This window comes from Stenotrophomonas sp. Steno-Z1, assembly GCF_056393175.1.
Window position 1 is genome coordinate 948906 of record NZ_JBWJPB010000001.1, and the last position, 19219, is coordinate 968124.

At 68.7% G+C, this 19219-nt stretch carries 20 protein-coding genes; 16 read left to right on the plus strand and 4 right to left on the minus strand.

From position 1 onward, the window contains the following. Positions 1-92: 92 nt before the first annotated feature. The 3 genes from AC06FD_RS04090 (at position 93) to AC06FD_RS04100 (ending at position 4981) form a co-directional block, all read left to right on the plus strand. Complete coding sequence (locus AC06FD_RS04090) at positions 93-2555, plus strand: S9 family peptidase (RefSeq protein WP_478077026.1); 2463 nt, start codon at positions 93-95, stop codon at positions 2553-2555. A 264-nt stretch (positions 2556-2819) separates the two neighbouring features. After that, the gene (locus AC06FD_RS04095; protein ID WP_478077027.1) at positions 2820-4052 is read left to right on the plus strand and encodes a patatin-like phospholipase family protein; all 1233 of its coding nucleotides are present in this window, start codon (positions 2820-2822) and stop codon (positions 4050-4052) included. A gap of 221 nt (positions 4053-4273) precedes the next feature. Beyond that, positions 4274-4981, plus strand: a complete 708-nt coding sequence (locus AC06FD_RS04100; RefSeq protein ID WP_478077028.1) for a hypothetical protein — start codon at positions 4274-4276, stop codon at positions 4979-4981. 15 nt (positions 4982-4996) lie between these two features. Here the strand turns inward: AC06FD_RS04100 and AC06FD_RS04105 are convergent, their stop codons facing one another. Further along, positions 4997-5974 carry a hypothetical protein gene (locus AC06FD_RS04105; RefSeq protein WP_449335334.1) on the minus strand — a complete coding sequence of 326 codons (978 nt, stop codon included), beginning with the start codon at positions 5972-5974 and terminating at the stop codon, positions 4997-4999. 143 nt (positions 5975-6117) lie between these two features. On the opposite strand from AC06FD_RS04105, the gene AC06FD_RS04110 reads away from it, so the two are divergent. The 5 genes from AC06FD_RS04110 (at position 6118) to AC06FD_RS04130 (ending at position 10663) form a co-directional block, all read left to right on the plus strand. Then, a complete protein-coding gene (locus AC06FD_RS04110; protein WP_478077029.1) occupies positions 6118-6801 on the plus strand; it encodes an HAD family hydrolase in 684 nt (227 codons plus the stop codon). Positions 6802-6899: 98 nt separating this feature from the next. Then, on the plus strand, positions 6900-7922 hold the full coding sequence (locus tag AC06FD_RS04115; protein ID WP_478077030.1) for a glycosyltransferase: 1023 nt from the start codon (positions 6900-6902) through the stop codon (positions 7920-7922). A gap of 22 nt (positions 7923-7944) precedes the next feature. Next, positions 7945-9048, plus strand: coding sequence for a CDP-glycerol glycerophosphotransferase family protein (locus AC06FD_RS04120; RefSeq protein ID WP_478077031.1), 1104 nt, complete (start codon positions 7945-7947; stop codon positions 9046-9048). Positions 9049-9079: 31 nt separating this feature from the next. Continuing rightward, the gene (locus AC06FD_RS04125; RefSeq protein WP_478077032.1) at positions 9080-9865 is read left to right on the plus strand and encodes an SGNH/GDSL hydrolase family protein; all 786 of its coding nucleotides are present in this window, start codon (positions 9080-9082) and stop codon (positions 9863-9865) included. Between the two features lie 66 nt (positions 9866-9931). Next, complete coding sequence (locus AC06FD_RS04130; protein WP_478077033.1) at positions 9932-10663, plus strand: hypothetical protein; 732 nt, start codon at positions 9932-9934, stop codon at positions 10661-10663. Between the two features lie 12 nt (positions 10664-10675). On the opposite strand, the gene AC06FD_RS04135 is transcribed toward AC06FD_RS04130, so the two are convergent. Beyond that, a complete protein-coding gene (locus AC06FD_RS04135) occupies positions 10676-11218 on the minus strand; it encodes a thioesterase family protein (RefSeq protein WP_478077034.1) in 543 nt (180 codons plus the stop codon). Between the two features lie 68 nt (positions 11219-11286). On the opposite strand from AC06FD_RS04135, the gene AC06FD_RS04140 reads away from it, so the two are divergent. Continuing rightward, on the plus strand, positions 11287-11871 hold the full coding sequence (locus AC06FD_RS04140; protein ID WP_478077035.1) for a TetR/AcrR family transcriptional regulator: 585 nt from the start codon (positions 11287-11289) through the stop codon (positions 11869-11871). A 20-nt stretch (positions 11872-11891) separates the two neighbouring features. Here AC06FD_RS04140 and AC06FD_RS04145 read toward each other — a convergent pair whose 3' ends face one another. Continuing rightward, a complete protein-coding gene (locus AC06FD_RS04145) occupies positions 11892-12569 on the minus strand; it encodes a MarC family protein (protein ID WP_478077036.1) in 678 nt (225 codons plus the stop codon). A 249-nt stretch (positions 12570-12818) separates the two neighbouring features. Between AC06FD_RS04145 and AC06FD_RS04150 the strand changes: the two genes are divergently transcribed. The 4 genes from AC06FD_RS04150 to AC06FD_RS04165 are packed head-to-tail and all read left to right on the plus strand — an operon-like array spanning position 12819 to position 16556. After that, positions 12819-13181 (plus strand): hypothetical protein, encoded by a 363-nt coding sequence (locus AC06FD_RS04150; RefSeq protein WP_259203154.1) that lies wholly within the window; start codon positions 12819-12821, stop codon positions 13179-13181. Positions 13182-13217: 36 nt separating this feature from the next. Further along, positions 13218-14798: a multicopper oxidase family protein gene (locus AC06FD_RS04155; RefSeq protein WP_478077037.1), complete on the plus strand. Its 1581-nt coding sequence runs from the start codon at positions 13218-13220 to the stop codon at positions 14796-14798. Continuing rightward, a complete protein-coding gene (locus tag AC06FD_RS04160; RefSeq protein WP_478077038.1) occupies positions 14798-15943 on the plus strand; it encodes a hypothetical protein in 1146 nt (381 codons plus the stop codon). The genes AC06FD_RS04155 and AC06FD_RS04160 overlap by 1 nt, the downstream gene beginning before the upstream one ends. Position 15944: 1 nt before the next feature. Continuing rightward, on the plus strand, positions 15945-16556 hold the full coding sequence (locus AC06FD_RS04165) for an SCO family protein (protein WP_478077039.1): 612 nt from the start codon (positions 15945-15947) through the stop codon (positions 16554-16556). A gap of 66 nt (positions 16557-16622) precedes the next feature. On the opposite strand, the gene AC06FD_RS04170 is transcribed toward AC06FD_RS04165, so the two are convergent. Next, positions 16623-16901 (minus strand): hypothetical protein, encoded by a 279-nt coding sequence (locus AC06FD_RS04170; RefSeq protein ID WP_259203149.1) that lies wholly within the window; start codon positions 16899-16901, stop codon positions 16623-16625. Between the two features lie 311 nt (positions 16902-17212). Here AC06FD_RS04170 and AC06FD_RS04175 point away from each other — a divergent pair, with 311 nt between their 5' ends. From AC06FD_RS04175 to AC06FD_RS04185, 3 genes are all read left to right on the plus strand, one after another. Further along, entirely contained in the window at positions 17213-17968 is a 756-nt protein-coding gene (locus tag AC06FD_RS04175) for a cyclic nucleotide-binding domain-containing protein (protein ID WP_478077040.1), read from the plus strand. Positions 17969-18060: 92 nt separating this feature from the next. After that, positions 18061-18441, plus strand: a complete 381-nt coding sequence (locus AC06FD_RS04180) for a VOC family protein (RefSeq protein WP_478077364.1) — start codon at positions 18061-18063, stop codon at positions 18439-18441. Continuing rightward, complete coding sequence (locus AC06FD_RS04185; protein WP_478077041.1) at positions 18438-19217, plus strand: hypothetical protein; 780 nt, start codon at positions 18438-18440, stop codon at positions 19215-19217. Before AC06FD_RS04180 ends, AC06FD_RS04185 begins: the two co-directional genes overlap by 4 nt. Positions 19218-19219 lie beyond the last annotated feature (2 nt).

The following is a 19219-nucleotide window of genomic DNA, read 5'->3' on the forward strand; positions in this document are numbered from 1 at the left end:
CTAGCACTTCCGGCCCATCCCCGAGTGCGCCGGTGGTGCTAGATTCGGCGGATGCCCGTTCGCGGGTAACCACCACCACACAGGGGACAGGAATGCTCATCCGTCGTACCTCGCTGGCCGCGGCCGTCGCCGTTGCCACCCTCGGCCTGCTGGCCGCCGCGCCGGCCTTCGCCGGCTATGACAAACCGCCGGAGCACCTGCTCAAGGTGCTCAAGGCACCGCCGCCGCCCGTGCCCAGCCTGGACCCCAGCGGCCAGCGCCTGCTGCTGACCACCGCGCGGACCTATCCGTCGATCGAGCGCGTCGCCCAGCCGTACCTCAAGCTGGCCGGCGTGCGCCTGGAGCCGAAGAACCGCAGCCGCCACGATACCCAGGGTGGCTATGGGATCCCGGCCTGCGTGGCCGATTTCACCCTGGTGGATGTGGGCACCGCCAAGCACACCAAGGTGGTGCTGCCGCAGGGCTGCGCGGGTGCGGCGCAATGGTCCGCGGACGGCCAGCGCTTCGCGTTCCAGAACGCGGTGGATACCGCGGTGCAGCTGTGGGTGGGCGATGCGGTGACCGGGCAGGTCAAGCAGATTCCCAACGTACAGCTCAACCCGATCTTCGGCGGCACGGTGCAGTGGCTGGGCGGTGGCCAGCAGCTGCTGGTGAAGCTGGTGCCCCCCAACCAGGGCCCGGCACCGTCCAGTGGCACCGGCGCGGGCGGCCCGGACGTGCAGGAGTCGCTGGGCAGCAGCGGCGAGAGCAGCACCTACGAGGCACGCGATACGCTTACCAGCGCGCACGATGAGCAGCTGTTCGCCTATTACGGCGCCTCGCAGCTGGCGGTGGTGGATGTCGCCGCCGGCAGCGTGCGCACGGTCGGTGCGCCGGCCCTGTACGACGGGGTCAACGCCGCGCCCGATGGCGTGCACGTGCTGACGGAAACCTTGAAGGCACCGTTCTCGCATGCGGTGACGTACCAGCGGTTCGCCAATGACGTGGCGGTGCTCGACCTGGGCACCGGCCGCAGTACGCCGATCGCCAGCCTGCCGTTGTCCGACCGCGTGCCGGTGCATGGCGTGCCGGAAGGCCCGCGCGAGTTCGACTGGCGCTCCACCGACCCGGCCACGCTGGTCTACGCCGAAGCGCTGGACAAGGGCGACTGGAAGGTAACGGTGCCGCATCGCGACCGCGTGCTGTCGCTGAAGGCACCGTTCACCGGCAAACCGCAGGAAATCGCCCGTACCGCACAGCGCTTCGAAGGCATCGCCTGGAGCGCCGATCCGGCGGTGTCGTTCCTGTTCGAGAACGACGAGAACCGGCATTGGCGCCAGACCCGCATCGTCGATGTGGACCAGCCGAACAAGGAAGGCCGCCTGCTGTGGGACCTGTCCAGCGACGAGCAGTACGCCGACCCGGGCAACCTGGTGTTCAAGCGCCTGCCCAACGGGGCCCCGGTGGTGCGCCAGGACGGCGCGTTCGTGTTCCTGCGCGGGCAGGGTGCCTCGCCGCAAGGTGATCGCCCGTTCCTGGACCGCCTGGACCTGGGCTCGCTGAAGACCGAGCGCCTGTTCCGCAGCGGTGCCGATGCGTATGAGCAGGTGCTGGGCCTGACCGCCACGCCCGGCCGCTACCTGACCTGGCACCAGTCGGTGATGGACCCGCCGAACGCCTTCGTGCGCCAGCAGGGCGAGCGCGCAACGGCGGCGAAGGACGGTGAGGCGCAGTACGCCTCCACCGCCACCGCGCTGACCCGACTCACCGACCCGACCCCGGAAGTGCGCCAGATCCAGAAGCGGCTGGTGACCTACAAGCGCGCCGATGGGGTGGACCTGTCCTTCACCCTGTACACCCCGCCGGGCTACAAGGAAGGCCAGCGCGTGCCGGCAATCCTGTACGCCTATCCGGCCGATTTCGCCAACGCCGCGCAGGCCGGGCAGGTCTCCGGGTCGCAGCAGACCTTCACCCGCCTGGCGCCGTACCGGCTGATGCTGCTGGCCGGCTACGCGATCATCGACAACGCCTCGTTCCCGATCGTGGGCGATCCGAAGAACGCCTACGACACCTACTTGGAACAGCTGGAAGCCGACGCCAAGGCGGCGGTGGACAAGGCGGTGGACCTGGGCGTGGTGGACCGCAACCGGATCGGCGTGACCGGGCACAGCCACGGTGGCCTGATGACCGCCAACCTGATCGCGCACACCACCCTGTTCAAGGCCGGCGTGGCTACCAGCGGGTCGTACAACAAGACCTTCACCCCGTTCGGCTTCCAGAACGAGCGTCGCTCGGTGTGGCAGGCACAGGACGTGTACCTGAAGGCCTCGCCGTTCTTCTACGCCGACAAGATCAAGCTGCCGCTGCTGCTGGTCCACGGCGAGGATGACGCCAACCCGGGCACCGAGCCGTTCCAGTCGCGCAAGCTGTACCAGGCGATCCGTGGCAACGGCGGCACCACCCGCCTGGTGATGCTGCCCAATGAGCCGCATTGGTACACCGCGCTGGAATCCAACGAGCAACTGGTCTACGAAATGCTCAACTGGTTCGACACCTACGTGAAGAACGCCCGCTGACGTAGCGCGTGGGTCGACGGTCCCGCTGCACCCGATCGGCCGCCCCGCAATGGGCGGCCGATTTTCATTCGTCTGGACGCCGCCGCGCGTGGCAGGCAGAGTGCTGCTGGAAAAACGGTGCTGGGGTGCACCGGAGGGAGAGGGCGGATGGATCGAATCGCACGACGAATGCGGGCACGCTTGCGCCGGCTGCTGGCCCTCGGCGCGCTACTGTGCGCGCCGGCATGGGGCGGGGCGCAGCAGGCAGATGCGGCTTCCCAGCCAATGCCAGAACCCGGCGCGCGCCCGCGCACCTGCCTGGTCCTCGGTGGTGGCGGTGCGCGTGGCGCGGCACATATCGGCGTGCTCAAGGTGCTGGAGCGCGAGCACGTGCCGATCGACTGCATCGTCGGCACCTCGATGGGCGCGGTGGTGGGCGGGCTGTACGCCTCCGGCTACAGCGCCGACGAGATCGAGCTGGTGCTCGATCGGATCGACTGGGCCGAGGTGCTGCACGACAAGCCGCCGCGCAACGAGCGCAGCATGCGCCGCAAGGAGGATGACCTGCGCCTGCTGGGCGGCGTGGAGGTGGGCCTGAGCAATGGCAGGATCGCGTTTCCGCGCGGGCTGATCCAGGGCCAGAAGCTGGAGATGCTGCTGCGCCGGCTGCTGCTGCCCACCTGGCAGGTCCGCGATTTCGACCGGTTGCCGATCCCCTTCCGCGCAGTTGCCACCGATATCGTCAACGGCGACAAAGTGGTGTTTGCCGAGGGCGACCTGGCGCTGGCGATCCGCGCCAGCATGTCGGTGCCGGGCGTGTTCGCACCGGTGCGCTACCAGGATCGCCTGTTGGTCGATGGCGGCGTGGTGGACAACGTGCCCATCGACGAAGCGCGACGCCTGGGTGCCCAGCGCCTGATCGTTTCGCGGGTGGGCACGCCACTGATGACCGAGGCGCAACTGGACTCGCCCCTGGCGATCAGCCACCAGATGGCCAGCGTGTTGATGCAGCGCGAGGTGCTGGCGCAGTTGGCCACGCTGGGGCCGCAGGACCTGCTGATCACGCCGCCGCTGGGCGACATGGGCAGCCAGGATTTCAACCGCTCGCCACAGGCTGTGGGCATTGGCGAGCAGGCCGCGCAGGCCAGCGTGGTGGATGTCCGTCGCTACCAGGTGGACGCGGAACGCTATGCCGCCTTCCAGCATCGCCACCGGCCGCCGGCCTACGCGGCACCGATTGTGGCCTTCGTGGAGGTGCTGCAGGGCGACACCCGCACGGCGCGGTATCTCCAGCAGCGCATGCAGCCGCAGATCGGCCAGCCGTTGGCGCCGGAGAAGGTGGAGCAGCAGGTGGCCACCGCCTATGGTGAGGGCCGCTATGAGCAGGTGCAGTGGCGGCTGGACGAGCGCGAGGGGCGCCAGGGCCTGGTGCTGGCGCCACAGGACAAGCGCTGGGGGCCGGATTTCCTGCACTTCGCATTGCGCCTGTCCGATGATTTCGACGGCAGCAGCAACTAACAGCTGATCAGCGAGCTGACCCGTACCGGCTTGAGCGAGCAGGGCGCCGAGCTCAAGCTGCGGGTCGGGCTGGGCGAGGTGGAGGAGGCATTCGCCGAGTATTACCGCCCCTTCGGCCGCAGTGGCCGGCATGCGCTGTCGACCTATGCCAAGTACCGCGCCACCGACCTCGACCTGGCCTTGATGGGGGGCGGGGCGCTGGCCGAGTTTCGTTACAGCCAGTGGCTGGGGGCCTGCGCTGGGCGTATTCGCCGCACCCGGACTGGGAGTTCGCCACCTTCCTTGAGCGTGGGCAGGAGCGCCTGCGCCTGGATGTGGGCAATCCCACCGAATTGGGCAACTACCGCGCCGACATGGGCAGCGTTGGCTGGCAGGTGCGTCACGATTCCATCGACAGTTCCGCCTTTCCCAGCCGCGGCCAGCGCCTGTCGCTGACCCGCCAGCACTACCTGGACAGCCTGGGCACCGATGATTCGGCGGCCGTTACCCGGCTGCAATGGGACGGAGCGTGGTCGCACGGCCGCAACCGCTGGCTGGGCGGCGTGCGCGCGTCGTCGGCGCACGGAGGCGACGATCTGCTGGCTACCTATGGTTTCCTCGGCGGGCTGGGCAACCTTTCCGGCTATCCGGAAGAGGCGATTTTCGCGCCACAGACCGCACTGGCGCGGGTGGTGTATTACCGCCGGGTGGCCCACGCCGACTCGCTGCTGACCATCCCGCTGTATGTCGGCGGCAGCCTGGAATGGGGCGGTTTCTGGCGCAGCCGCAACCAGGTGGACATCGACGGCATGCAGACCGCCGGCAGCGTCTTCGTCGGCGCCGACACCTTCCTGGGCCCGGTGTTCCTGGGTTATGGACGTGCCCAGGGTGGGCACGATGCGTTCTATCTCACCTTCGGCTCGCTGCTGCGCACGCTGGACGGGTTCTGAGCGCGGCCGCCGGCATCAGCCCAGCGGCAACGGCTCGTAGGCGCGGGCGATGCGGTCGTGCAGGGCGCGTACCGCTTCGGCCTTGGCATCCACCCGGCGCTCGTCGCCGAAGGCGCGCAGGAACAGGCAGGCCGCATGACCCTGCGCCTTGTGTTCGTAGTCGGCGATCCATTGCAGGCGACCGGGCAGGAACGCCTGCTCGGCCGACCACGCCGCCACTGGCGGACGGATGCGCCGGCGCATGCCGATGCGCCATGGTTTGGGCGTGAGCCGCGCGCGGAAGCAATGCTGCACCCGGCACATGCGGGCATAGAGTTTGTCGGTCTGCAGGGCATCGAACAGGCCCTGCACGGCAGGGTCGTGCGCGGAGAAGGTGGCGTGCATCGCCAGCAGGCGCAGCCCGGCCGGCGTGCGGTAGGCGCGCAGGTGCCAGCCTGGATGCTGCCGGGTGAAGTCCTCCACCCGGGCCAGCGCGCGCGCCTCCAGCTGCGCGTCGCGGTGGTTGGCGCGCTTGAAGGCCAGCACCACCGCATTCACCGCCACCAGCACTGCGCTGCCGAGGGCCAGGCCGGCCATCCAGTTCCAGACGTTGCCGGCCGCGATCGCGACCCCGGCCCAGAGCACGCAGGCCAGCAGCGTGGGAATGACGCAGCCGGCCGGGCCCGGGCGGTGGTCGATGTCGGCGAAGAGCACGTCCGGGGTGTTCAGGCACAGCGCGCCGTAGCTGTTGCGGGTGATGACGACGTCGCCCTGGCGCTCGACGATCTGCTCGCGGATCGGGACGCCTTCCACGCCGTACTTGGTGCGGCGTTCCTGGTGCGGTAGCGGCTGCCCGGCGGCGATGGCATGCAGCGCCTCCAGCGCGCGCGCGTCGGCATGGGCCTGCGCGGCGGCGACGCTGTCGTCGGACCAGCCGAAGCGGCGCACGATCAGCCGCCTGCGGTTGTACCGCACTTCATGCCGGGCCTCTGCCCAGTACTCGGGAACGATCATGACGGTCCTTGTCGCGGAGAAGAAACTGCGCCGAAGTCTGCCACGTCGGACACGCCCGCGGCACATCCGCGGCGGTCGGCGGGGCTTGCTGGATTCCCTGGCACCCATGCAAGAATGCCGGTCGGCAACCAGGAGGGCCGCCGATGCTGCACGCCGACGTGGTGGTATTCGATTTCGATCTGACCCTGACCCGCTGGGAAACAGCGGCGCGCTTCTTCAAGGCGGCCTTGCGGGCACAACCGTGGCGGATGGCGGTGGTCGTGCTGGCCGCGCCGGTGCTGTTGCCGCTGCTGGCGCTGCGTCGCACCCGACGGCTGCCGGTGCGGTTCGCGGTATGGATGGCGACCTTCGGCCGCAGCGGGACGCAACTGGACCGGTTGGCGCAGGCGCATGCGGACGCGGTGTTCGCGGCGGGCGAGGCGGTGTTCATCGAGGACGCGGTGGCGTGCCTGCGCACTCACCTGGCCAACGGCGACCGCGTGGTCATCGCGACCGGCTGCTGGGAGCCATTGGCACGCGCGCTGCTGGCGCGCGGTGGCCTGGCCGAGGTGCCGCTGGTGGCCTCCACGTTGCGCCCGTGGCTGGGCGGCTGGGTGAGCGACCAGCATTGCCTGGGCCCCAACAAGATCCCGCTGCTGACCGCGCGCGGCTACCCGCCACCGTGGGCGATGGCCTATACCGACCACCACGCCGACCTGCCGTTGCTGCGCAACAGCGTGCAGTGGTGCCTGGTGAGCCCGAAGCCCGGGTGCGTGCGTCGCATCGAACAGGCACTGCAGGTGCGTGCGCCGATACTGCCGTGGCGTGGCCAGGCGGCCGTACGCTGACGCTTGCATCGGGCCGGCGCGTCAGCCGATGATGCGGCAGGGAAACGACGACCCGCGCCGACCATGCCGGCGGTGCCGCGGCGATCGAGGGCAAGGATGTGGCCAAGCTGCGTGTCATCACCCGCGACAACGGCGCTGGATTGAGCCGCGATCTGGCGATCGTGGCCGACGTGCTGCGGGCCGGTCACCAGGTTGCCGCAGTGGGCCTGGGGCGCCATCGCTGGCGTAACCACGTGTACCAGTGGTGGACGCGCGCCGCCTGCCGGGTGCGCGGCCGCTTCGACGTGCAGGTATCGCTGGAGCGCATCTATGCACCCACCCTGGGATGCGCCGCGCGCAACCTGCTGATCCCCAACCCGGAGTGGTTCGCGCCCGACTGGGTTGCCTTGCTGCCGCGGTTCGAACGGGTGCTGTGCAAGACCCGGCATGCCGAAACCCTGTTCGCACAGCTGGGCTGCGCGACGCTGTATACGGGCTTCACCTGTGCGGACCGCTTCGATCCCGCGGTGCCGCGCGTGCCCGCGTTCTTCCACCTCGCCGGGCGCAGCACGGCCAAGGGCACGGCGGTGCTGCTGGACACCTGGGCACGCCACCCGGAGTGGCCGCCATTGACGGTCGTGCAGCGCCACCGGCATGCCCGCGCCGCAGCGGTCGCATCCAACATCGTGCTGCATCCCGGGTATCTCGACGATGCCGTCCTGCGCAGCCTGCAGAATGCGCACCGCTTCCACATCTGCCCGTCCGAGGCGGAAGGCTATGGGCATTCGATCGCCGAGGCGATGAGCGTCGGCGCGGTGGTGCTGACCACCGACGCGGCACCGATGAACGAGCTGGTCGACGCCGACTGTGGCGTGTTGCTCGCCTGCACGCCGGGGGCGCCGATGGGGCTGACCCAGCGCCATCGCGTGGATGCCGCGGCGATCGAAGCCGGCGTGGCGCGCGTGCTGCAGTTGAGCGAGGGGCAATGCAGTGCGCTGGGGCAGGCGGCCCGCGCCCGCTTCCTGGAACGCGACGCCGCGTTCCGTGAACGCCTGGGTGCGGTGCTCTACGAACCGCCACGCCTGCCCACCGATGCCCTGGCGGACACAGCGCTGCCAACCGCTGCCAGCGTCCTTTCCTGACCTGCGCATGGCGGCCACGTTGATGCCCACTGCCGTCCCGCCGCCGCACGCGCCCCGGCGCTGGGTGATGCTCGCCTCGGAGGCGTACGCGCTGCCGATCCTGCGCCCGTTGGCGGCGTGCGCGCAGGCACGCGGTCACCAGGTGCTGTGGCTGGCACCGGACGCGGTGGCCGCGCGCCTGCAACCGGGCGAGCAGCGGATTGGCAGTGGCAGGCAGTTGCGCGCGTTCAAGCCGCACGCGGTGTTTGCCACCGTGAACCGGATCCCGCCGTTCTTCCCCGGCCTGCAGGTGCAGCTGTTCCACGGATTGAACCTGCACAAGCGCGACCCGGCGCAGGGCCAGTTCCGCATGCTGGGTCTGTTCGACCTGTACTGCTCGCACGGACCGGCCACCACCGCACCACTGCGGCAGTTGGCGGCCCAGCGCCGGGACTTCGGGGTGGTCGAGACAGGGTGGCCGAAACTGGATGCGCTGTTCGCTGCGCCCGGCACGCAGGTGCAGGCACTGCTTGCGGCGGCAGGCGGGCGGCCGCGGGTGATGTACGCCTCCACGTTCAATGCGCCCCTGAGCCAGGCGAGCCGATGCCTGCCGGTGCTGGAGGCGCTCATCGCGCGCGGCGACCGGTATTGGCTGCTGACCCTGCACCCGATGTCGCCCCCCGCGGTGCGCGAGCGCTACCGCGCGCTGGCCGGCCCGAATGCGTGCTATCTGGAGGCCGAGCACGTGGTGGCCATGATGCAGGCCGCCGACGTGCTGGTCTGCGACACCTCCTCGGTGGTGGAAGAGTTCATCCTGCTCGACAAGCCGGTGGTGACCGTCTGCCACCGCCAACCACAGCCGTGCATGCACGACGTGCGCTCGCCGGACGAGATCGATGCAGCGATCGACGCGGCATTGGCAATGCCCGGGGCAGCGGCACAGGCGCGGCGCGCGTATGCGATGCAGATCCACCCCGCAACCGACGCGCGGGCGGCCGAGCGCGTGCTGGCCGCGGTCGAACAGCGCCTCTGCAGCGGCGATGCGGGGTTACGTCGGCGCGCCAGACGGCCGTTCCGACGCTGGTGGCGATCCTGGACCCTGTGGCGCGCCCTGCTGCCCGGCAAGGGCACCACGACCCCATGCTAGGCTGGTGGTGATCCCCGTCGGAGTGTCCCGGATGCCTTCATTGCCGCATGCCCTGGTCGCCGTCGCGACGCTGTCGCTGCTGATCCCCGCCGCATACGCCGACGGCCCGGCGGTCAACCCGCTGTTGCGCACGCCGGTGCAGGAGCTGACTCCCGCGCAGGTGGACGGCATGCAGCAGCGCCTGCTCGACTGGCCCCAATTGCAGCGCTACCGCGCCGAGAATGCCGCGCTGCCCGCCGCCGCGCCAGGCCAGCCACGCGTAGTGTTTTTCGGCGACTCCATCACCGAAGGTTGGGGCCGCACCGGCAGTGCGTCGTTCTTCCCGGGCAAGGGATACGTGAACCGCGGTATCAGCGGCCAGACCACCGCGCAGATGCTGCTGCGGTTCCGCCAGGACGTGGTGGCGCTGCAACCCGCGGTGGTGGTGATCCTGGCCGGCACCAATGACATCGCGGGCAATACCGGCCCGAGCACGCAGGCGATGATCGAAGACAACCTGCGGTCGATGGTGGAACTGGCCAAGGCGCATGGCATCGCGGTGGTACTGGCCTCGGTGCTGCCGGTCAGTGACTACCCCTGGCAGCCGGGCGTGCAGCCGGCACCGAAGGTGCGCGCGCTCAACGCGGCGCTGCGGCAGTACGCCGATGCGCAGGGCCTGGTGTACCTGGACTACTACGACGCGCTGGCCAACGGCGATGGCGGCCTGGATGCGGCATTGGCCGCCGACGGCGTGCATCCCACCGCGGCTGGCTATGCGCGCATGGCGCCCCTGGCCGAGGCCGCCGTGGCCCGGGCGCTGCACGCACGGCGGCGCTGATGCGGTAGATTCCCGGGGAGCCGGGCGGCGCTGTGTCGCCGGGCAGGGAGCAACGAGGACAAGGGAATGCACGAACGACTGCAGGCGCGCCTGGCCGGCGTGGGGAGGGGCGTGTTGACGGCCCTGGCCATGACCATGACCGCTGCGAACGCGGGGAGCCCGCAGGCGGAGGCCGCGCCGATCACGCGCGCGGCGGTGCAGGGCACCACGCTGGCCGGCTGGACGGAACAGTGGTGGCGGTGGGCGGCGGCGCGGCCGATTGCGCCGTACATGGACCCCGACGGCCGCCTGTGCGACATCGACCAGGACGGGCCGGTGTGGTTCCTGGCGGGTACCAACGGTCGTTTCCAGCCGCGTCGCGAGTGCGTGATTCCCGAAGGCAAGCACCTGCTGCTGCCGATCATCAACATGGTGATCTTCGCGTCGCCCGGGCGGCGTGAGTGCACGGCGCTGCAGGCGCGCGCGGCGGTCAACAACGAGCACCTGCTCAGCGCGGTGGTCCTCCTGGATGGGCAGCCGCTGGGCGACATGCGGGCGCACCGGGTGTCCAGCAACGGCTGTTTCCGCCTCGATCCGGAGGATGACACCTCGGCGCTGGCCGCAGCCGACGGCTACTGGCTGATGCTCACGCCATTGCCGCGCGGCCGCCACACCCTCAGCGTGGGCGCGAACTACGGCGCGCCCGACGGCAAGGCCTACAGCACGATGAAGCAGACCTTCGAGTACGTGCTGCACGTGGGCGGCAGGAGCCAGAGGGTGCAGGTCGAGCAGGTGCGGCCGGTGCGCGCGGCACCGTGACGCGAGGGCGGCTCAGGCGTCGTCCTGCTTGAGCGCGGCGTCGGCCGCCAGCAAGGCGTCGGCGGCCTTGCCGAGCGGCGGGGAGGGCACATCCTCGGCGCCGATGGACTGCATCATGCGCGGCATGTCCACGAAGCGGCGCTGGCGACGGTCGTAGATGCCGGTCACCAGCAGGGCGCGGGTGGCGATCGTGTCCTCACCCAACAGTACCCGTTGCTCCATGATCACCCGCGTGCCCACCCAGCCGACCAGGCGCGTTTCCAGGGTGAAGCGCTGGAACGGCTTGAGCTCGCGGCGGAACTGGATGGTGCCGGCGCCCACGATCGGCGCCCACTTCTCGCGCAGCGCCACCCGGCCCAGGCCCATGCGCAGGATCAGGTCCAGCCGGCCCAGGTCGAAGATGTTCCAGTAGCGCCCGTTGGTCATGTGCAGGTTGCTGTCCAGGTCGTTGGGCAGCACCCGGAACGGCAGTCTGGAGACCCCGAACGGTGCCGCCAGGCGCGGGCGGAAGTAACTACACAGGAGCAGGTAGAGCAGGCGGAACCAGAGATTCATGCGGAATATGACGACTGTAATAGAGCGGATACGCTAGGCTATGACGACTGTCTTAGCAAGGAGGGGCCATGGGACCGCGAACGACCGATGCACCGCAACGTGTGGTCGCCGCCGCAGCGGACATGCTCGCGCGGGTGGGGCTCAACGCCACCAGCATCCGCGAGGTGACCAAGGCGGCCCACGCGCCACTCGGCTCGACCTACCATCACTTCCCCGGTGGCAAGCAGGAACTGTTGGCCCGCGCCACCACGTTGGCCGGTGACAAGGTGGATGCCCTGCTCGAAAAGCTGCTGCAGGAGGGCGCCGCATCGGGTATCGCGCAGTTCCTGCAGTTGTGGCGCGAGCGCCTGCTGCGCAGCAACTTCGATGCCGGCTGCCCGGTGCTGGCCGCGTCGGTGGAAGCGCCGGTGGAGGCGGTGCCGAGCCAGGCACGGGGGGCGGCGGCGGTGGTGTTCGCACGCTGGGAGCAGCGGCTTGGCAACGCGCTGATCGAGGCCGGCCACGCCCCCGCGCAGGCGGCCGTGCAGGCGACCATGATCATCGCCGGCGTGGAGGGCGCGGTGGCGATGTGCCGGGCGATGCAGGACATCGGGCCGTTTGATCGGGTGGCCACGCAGTTGCTGGCGCTGGCGGAGGCGCCCCGCACGGCATGAGTACGCGCCATCGGGGTGCTTCAATGCACGCCCGGCAGCCCCAGTAGCTCAGACAATCCCAGCCAGCCGATCTGCACGCCGATGCACAGCAGCACGAATGCCAGCAGCCGCAACACGACCTGGGTACCGGTGCGCCCGAGCAGCGATTGCAGGCGGCCGGCATAGCGCATGCACAGGTAGATCAGCACGCACAACGCGACCAGCGCACTGGCCGCGGCAGCGACATGCACCGTCTCCGGTCCTTCGGCAGGGGAGCTCGTGCCCACCGCAATGGCCACCGCGATCGAGCCGGGACCGACCGTGAGCGGCAGCGTGAAGGGGTAGAACAACTGCGATTCCAACGTGGCGTCGACGTCCTCCCGTGCCTCCGCCTGCGCCGCGCCGGCGAGCGTGCCGTGTTCGCTCTGCGCCGGGGCCTGCAGCAGGCGCCAGCCGGTGGCGGCGATCACCAGGCCACCGGCCAGCCGCAGCACCGGAATGGAAATGCCGAAGAACGAGAGCACGTAAGCGCCGATTCCGATGGATGCAGCGAGCATCACCAGGCTGTTGAACGCGACCGCACGCGCCACCCGCGCGCGCTGGGCCACGGTGGCGTCAGGCAGGAGGCCGAGCACCAGCAATGCCGCCCCGGGCGGATTGATCACCGGCAGCAGGCTGGTGAAGATCACCAGGAAGGTATGGCTGAAGTCATTCCACATGGCAGGCAGGAGGCGCAGCGGCGCGCGTGCGGGACCAGTGCGCACCATGCCGCGCAGGCAGTGAAGGTGGCTTGATCCTGGTCAAGCCCGCGGCCACCACGTCCGCGCGTCGCCGACGGCTGAATGCGCGCGCCCGGCCGCATGATCCGCGTCGGCTTGATCCAGGTCATGAAGTGGGCGGATGGCACTCGCTAAGGTCGGGCTGACCCGTGCCCGGAGCGTTTCCGGACGCTGCCAGCGAGAACGCCAATGGCCCCGGTTCCGTCGCCCCCACCTGACCCGTCACTGCCACGCAATGCGCATCTGGACGAGGACATCTGCGTCCACATTTTCACCACGTCGGCCGCGATGCTGGGCGTGTGCATGACCGTGGTCGGGGTGCTGCACGTGGTCACAGTGCTGCGCAAGGTGGACACCCTGGGCGATGACCTGCTCAGCATCGATTCGCTGATCTACCTGGCCTCGTGCCTGTGTGCCTATGGCGCGCTGCGCACACGCAGGCGCAAGCGCAACCGGATGCTGGAGGTGATGGCCGACTGGCTGTTCCTGGCCGGGTTGGCGCTGAGTGCCGTCGCCACCGGCTTCATCACCTGGGCCATTGCCGGTACCTGATCCCACCCCCGGAACCGTCGCCTAGCAGGTACATCCATGGATCATCCCGCCATTCCCCCGCATCCGTCACGCACACGACGGCTGCACGATCTTTACGCCGTGGTGCTGATCGGCACGCTGCTGTGGACCGGGGCCACCGTGGCCCAATCCCCGCTGGACACCGCCGCACCCGGCGCGCTGCTGCAGTCGCCGGCGGAAATCCGCTACGGGGCCGACGGCATCAGCAAGGGCACGTTGCGCCCGGCGATGTCGGCGGTGTCGGTAGGCGGGCAACCCTATCGCGCGCTGGTGTTCAACGGGGACTACGACGCGCCGCTGATCCGCACCCGTCCCGGTGGCACGGTGTCGATCACGCTGGACAACCAGATGGACGAGAAGACCAACCTGCATTTCCACGGGATGACCGTCACCCCACTGGACTCGGGCGACAGCATCTTCCGCGAGGTCGGCCCGCACGAAAAGGGTCTGTACCGCTTCAAGCTGCCACCCGACCACAGTCCTGGCGCTTACTGGTACCACAGCCATTTCCACGGCGGCGCGCAGCGTCAGGTGGAATCGGGCATCGCCGGGCCGATCCTGGTCGACGGCCTCCTGGATCCGTTCCCGGAACTGAAGGGCATCACGGAACGCGTGCTGGTCCTGCGCAACTTCCAGAAGACCCTGACCGGCAGGCTGGCCAGCGAAATCGTCACCAGCGCACCGTCCATCCGCACCGTCAACGGGCAAGCCGATCCAGTGATCACGATCCAGCCGGGCGAAACCCAGCTGTGGCACCTGATGAACATCTCGGCCAACCAGTATTTCCGGATCCGCATCAACGGCCAGAACGTGCAGATCCTCTCGCGCGACGGCAACACGGTGAACAAGCGGGTGATGACCGACGAACTGCTGATCGGGCCGTCGGCACGCTTCAGCATCCTGGTGGTGGGCGCCCCTACGGGCGACCATGCCGTGGAGTTGGCCGCCGGCAACACCGGTGCGGCCGGCGATCAGTACAAGGGCGCGCGCATCGCCACGCTGCGGGTGACCGGTGCGGCCCTGGCAACACGCAGCATTTCCAGTGCATACCCGGTGCTGGAGGACCTGGGCAAGGTGAAGGTCGCCAACGTCCGCCAGTTCGCCTTCCAGGATTCGGCCACCGACGGCGATGCATTCCTGATCAATGGCGAGCGCTTCGATCCGCGCCGCGTGAATACCACCGTCAAGCTGGGCGATGTGGAGGAGTGGAGGCTGTACAACCCCTCCCAGGAACTGCACCAGTTCCATATCCATCAGACCGATTTCCAGGTGGTGGCGATCAACGACAAGCCGGTGCCGTTCAGCGGCTACCGCGATACGGTGTTCATCCCCGCGCGCGGCTCGATCACAGTGCGCATCCCGTTCCGTGACCCGGTGATGCTGGGCAAGTTCGTCTACCACTGCCACATCCTCGAACACGAAGACGGCGGGATGATGCAGGTGATCCAGGTGGTACGCCCCGAGGATTATGCGCAGGCGGTAAAGCTGGCGCCGCTGGGGGGCATCTACGGCGACAACCAGACCTGCAGCTACCTCACGAACAGCGGGCGCGAGTTCACCCTGCCGGCCAATGTGCAGCTGCCTCCGGAGGGTCCGTGATGGACGCACTATGCAGACGCAGCCTGGCGCTGGGCATCGTGGGCGGGTTGGCCGTGCTGTCCGGCGAGGCCCGTGCCGACAAGGGGTATTACCCCAATTTCGGCATGGATTACAGCGCGGTGATGCAGTATGACGTCAGCCGCATCGAGGGCGATGGGGCCATCGCGCCGCGCGACACCACCGATTTCTACCCTGACATCCAGAGCAGTTTCTACGTGCGGTTCAGCCCCAACGACCAGATCCGGCTGTCCACCGAACTCAACCCGATCAACCCGCCGGGCGCGGGTGAGAAACGCACCTTCGGTGACATCGGCCTGGTGGTCAATGAGCTCAATTACTACGCGCTCACCCAGCACACGCAGCTGCAGGTGGGCAAACTGCAGGTGCCGTTCGGGCGCGCGATGGATGCCGCACCGGGGCTGTATACCAGTGATTTCGTCTCGACCTACGATCTGGGCGGCGTGCTCGGCGCAACCTACGCGTATCGCTGGTTCGGCCAGAGGCTGGGGATGCTGCAGGGCGGGGTCAATCTCTACACCGCCGACACCACCGAGTTGAGCCGGCCGTTCTTCCGTAGTGGTGGGCGCGCCCAGCGTGCCGACGGCGGCCCGGCCAACACCGGCAAACTGAATTCCTACGCGTTGACGGTGAACTGGGATGCGATTCCCGCACTGCCGTTCCTGGAACTGCAGGCCGGCTACATGCGAAACCGCGCCGGGCCGGCGCAGCCAGGCACCGGGCCTGCCGACGATGAAGTGATCCGCATCGTCTCAGCGCGCTACATCTGGGCACCCGATTCCAGCGCCGACCTGGACACCACGTTGCGCGGCCGCTACGTCGACGTCGTACCGCTGCTGGAGTACGCGGCCGTGCAGAACGAAGACGCCGTCGCCGGCAACGACACCCGCTACCTCACCACCTCGGTCACGATCGATTATGGCCGCTGGGTCGTGGGCGCCACCCGCACCGACAAACGGCGGCCGTGGGCACCGGGAGCCGGACGGCACGACTACCTCAACGAACTGAGTTGCGGCTACCGGGTGACCGGTCAATTGACCGTTGCCCTGTCCGTCGGCAGCCAGTCGCGGGGTGGACAGGATTCCAACCTGGTCGGCTTCGCACTGACGTACAGTGGAGCGCACTGACATGGAACGATCCCGATGGCAGGCCCTCGCGGCTGCTCTTGTGGTGTCGCTGCTGCTGATGTCACCGCTGGCGGCGCAGAGCCCGCCGCGGACTGGCGGCGCGTTCAAACTTACCGACCAGAGTGGACGCGAGGTCACCGAGCGCAGCTTCCAAGGCAAACCGGCGCTGCTGTATTTCGGGTTTACCTCCTGCCCGGATGTGTGTCCCACCGACCTGGCGCGCGTGGCGCGCATTGCCCGGCGCGTGCGGTCGCTGGGCGGGCCATCGTTGGTCCCGATCTTCGTCAGCGTTGATCCCGCCCGCGATACACCGGCCAGGATGAAGGCCTACGTGTCGGTATTCGGGCCGGACTTCGTGGGGCTGACCGGCACACCGGCGCAGATTGCCGAGGTCACCGACCGCTACCACGTGTATTACCAGAAGGTTCCGTATGGCAGTCGCGGACAGTACATGATGGACCATTCCACCTTCCTGTTCCTGCTCGACCGCGAAGGCCGCTATGTCGACCACTTCGGCCGTACCGCAGACGAGGCGCAGGTGGCCCGCCGGATCGTCACCGCCCTGGCCGCCACTCCGCCGCGTGCACGCTCGACATCCATGGCAGGCATGTAGCCTCGCGACGCCTGCGTGACCCGCCTGCCGGCCTCCGCGACGGCCAGGCCGCAGAGGCCTGGTTCATTACGGTCGTCCGTTGTTGTTGGCGACATTCGCCGCCTGGCGCAGCTCCTGGTCGGCCTGGATCAGCAGTTCGCGTGCGCGTCCGGCATGGCCGCCCAGGCGTGAGTCGTTGTCCTGTTGTGCCACGCCGATCAGTTGATACGCCTGCACGATGTGCTCCTGGGCGGCGCGCAGGTTGCCGTGACGCTCGCCGATGTTGACGGTGGGCTGCTGGGCCTGGCTTGCGCCAGCCGCAGCGAGGATCAGTGCCAGCGATATGAGGCGGAACGTGCGGTTCATGGGAAAGGCTCCAGAGATGGGCGGGGACGGGGTAAGCGACGGCGATGTGCCCGGTACCCACACGTTAGGTCGACGGGCCGGGTTGGCACTTGATGTGGGTCAAGCGACGGAGCGATGGCCCTGGCGGGGGTTTCGGTCGGCCAAACGCTTCATCCAACCGCGCCGGATAAGCTGAATGTGGGTGACCAGTAGAAATACTGGTGGTGGCGACATTGCACCGCGGCATCGCACAAAATAACCTGCTAGCGGTGGCACGGTTGGCTGCAATGGGGTGGGGAAGGGGGCGGCATCCAGAGCTGGAGATCTCGACCATGGCCAGGAGTGTTGTCACGCCGTCGGCGCGCTGCTGGGAGTGCGACGCCTGCCCGCTGGGTCCGGCGTGCTTTTCCGGAGCGGTGGGCGCGGACCTGTTGGGTGAGCTGGATGCGTTGATCGAGCACGCCGCCCCGGCGCATGCCGGGAGTTTCCTGTTCCACCAGGGCGACCCGTTCCGGTGCATCTCGGTGGTCCGATTGGGCACGGTCAAGACCTACGCGGTCGATCGCGCAGGCCGCGAGCAGATCCTGGGGTTCCACATGCCCGGCGATGTCATCGGCTTCAGCGCCATCGACGAGGGCCGCTATCCGTGCAACGCCGTGGCGCTGGATACGGTGACGGTGTGCAGGTTGCCCTTCCAGCGTGCGCTGGACCTGACCACCCGGATGCCTGCACTGCAGGCGCGGTTGTTCGGCATGATGAGCCGCGAGATCGCGCGCGCGGCGCGGTTGTCGTGCAGCACCAACGCCGACGAGCGCCTGGCTGCGTTCCTGATCGGCATGGCCGATCGCATGGCCGCGCGCGGCTACTCCTCCACCCACTGGCAGCTCACCATGTCGCGAATGGATATCGCCAGCTATCTGCGCCTGGCACCGGAGACGTTGAGCCGCTTGCTGCGCCGGTTCCAGGCTGAAGGGCTGGTCATGGTCGACGGGCGCGAAGTGGAAGTGCGGGGACGTGAACGCCTGCAGGCGCTTGCCACCGCCGATCACGCGCCTTGCCTGGTCCCGGCCACCATCCGGGCGGCGTAGCGGTTCAGCGCGTGGGGGTGCGTGTTCACGGACGTCTGCAACGGCCCTAGAATGCGGGCATGCATTCCGCATCCCACGGCAAGGACGTCCTCGTGCTGCATCATGTTTCACTTGGGGTCCGCGACCTCGCCTTGGCCGGCGCGTTCTACGATGCCGTGCTGGGTGCACTGGGCTATCGCCGTGTGTTCGAGGACGACACCGCGATTGGCTATGGGCGGGTCGACGATGAGGACCTGCTGTGCTTGAAGCTGCACGATGATGCGGCCGCGCCTGGACCGGGTTTCCATCTTGCCTTCAGTGCGCCCACGCGCACTGCCGTCAATGCCTTCCATCACGCCGCGCTGCTCGCCGGCGGCCAGGACAACGGCGCGGCTGGATTGCGCCCGGACTATGGCGATCACTACTACGCCGCCTTCGTGATCGATCCCGATGGCCATCGCATCGAAGCGGTGACCAAGCAGGCGGATGCGTGAAGCGGCGCGTACCACGGCCCAGCCACCCGCTGCTGCTGCCGTTGACCCGCGGCAGCGAAATCGCGCGTGCCCGCCAGCAGCTCCAGCGCGGCGGCTGGCCGCGCCTGCAGATGGCGGCCATCGTGCTGGTCACCGGCGTCGCCGGGCTGCTGGCCTCGCACCTGCTGCGAGTGGGCGGCATCGATACGATGCTGCTGCGCTATCCGCTGGCGGTGCTGCTGGCGTATGCCATCTTCCTGCTGCTGATGTGGGCATGGTTGCGCTGGCGCGGCGATGTCGCTGCCGATGCGGTGCTCCCGGATGCCGGTGGGGCGGGCGGTTCCGCCGCACCCGGCGCGGGACCGGACTGGTTCGGCAGTGGCGGTCGCTCCGGTGGCGGCGGTGCCTCCGCCTCGTGGGGCGAGGGGAGCACGTCCAGCAGCGCCAGCGATGGCGCGATGCTGGACCTTGCCGATGACGAAGCAGGTCTACCGATCCTCGCGCTGCTTGGTGTCGTGGCTGTCGTGGCTGCCGCCGTGGTGGCGGCCAGTTGGGTGGTCTGGACAGCGCCGGTGCTCATGGCCGAACTGCTGGTCGATGCGGCCATCGCCGGCGGCCTGTACCGGCGCATGCAGGGCATGCAGGCGCAGGGCTGGTGGCGGTTGTGCCTTGCGCATACCGTTTGGCCACTGCTCGGCGTACTGCTGTTCTTCGCCGCGCTCGGCTGGATCGCGCAGGAGATCGCACCGCACGCCACTACCTTGGTGGATGTGCTGCAGACCTTACGGGATACATGACC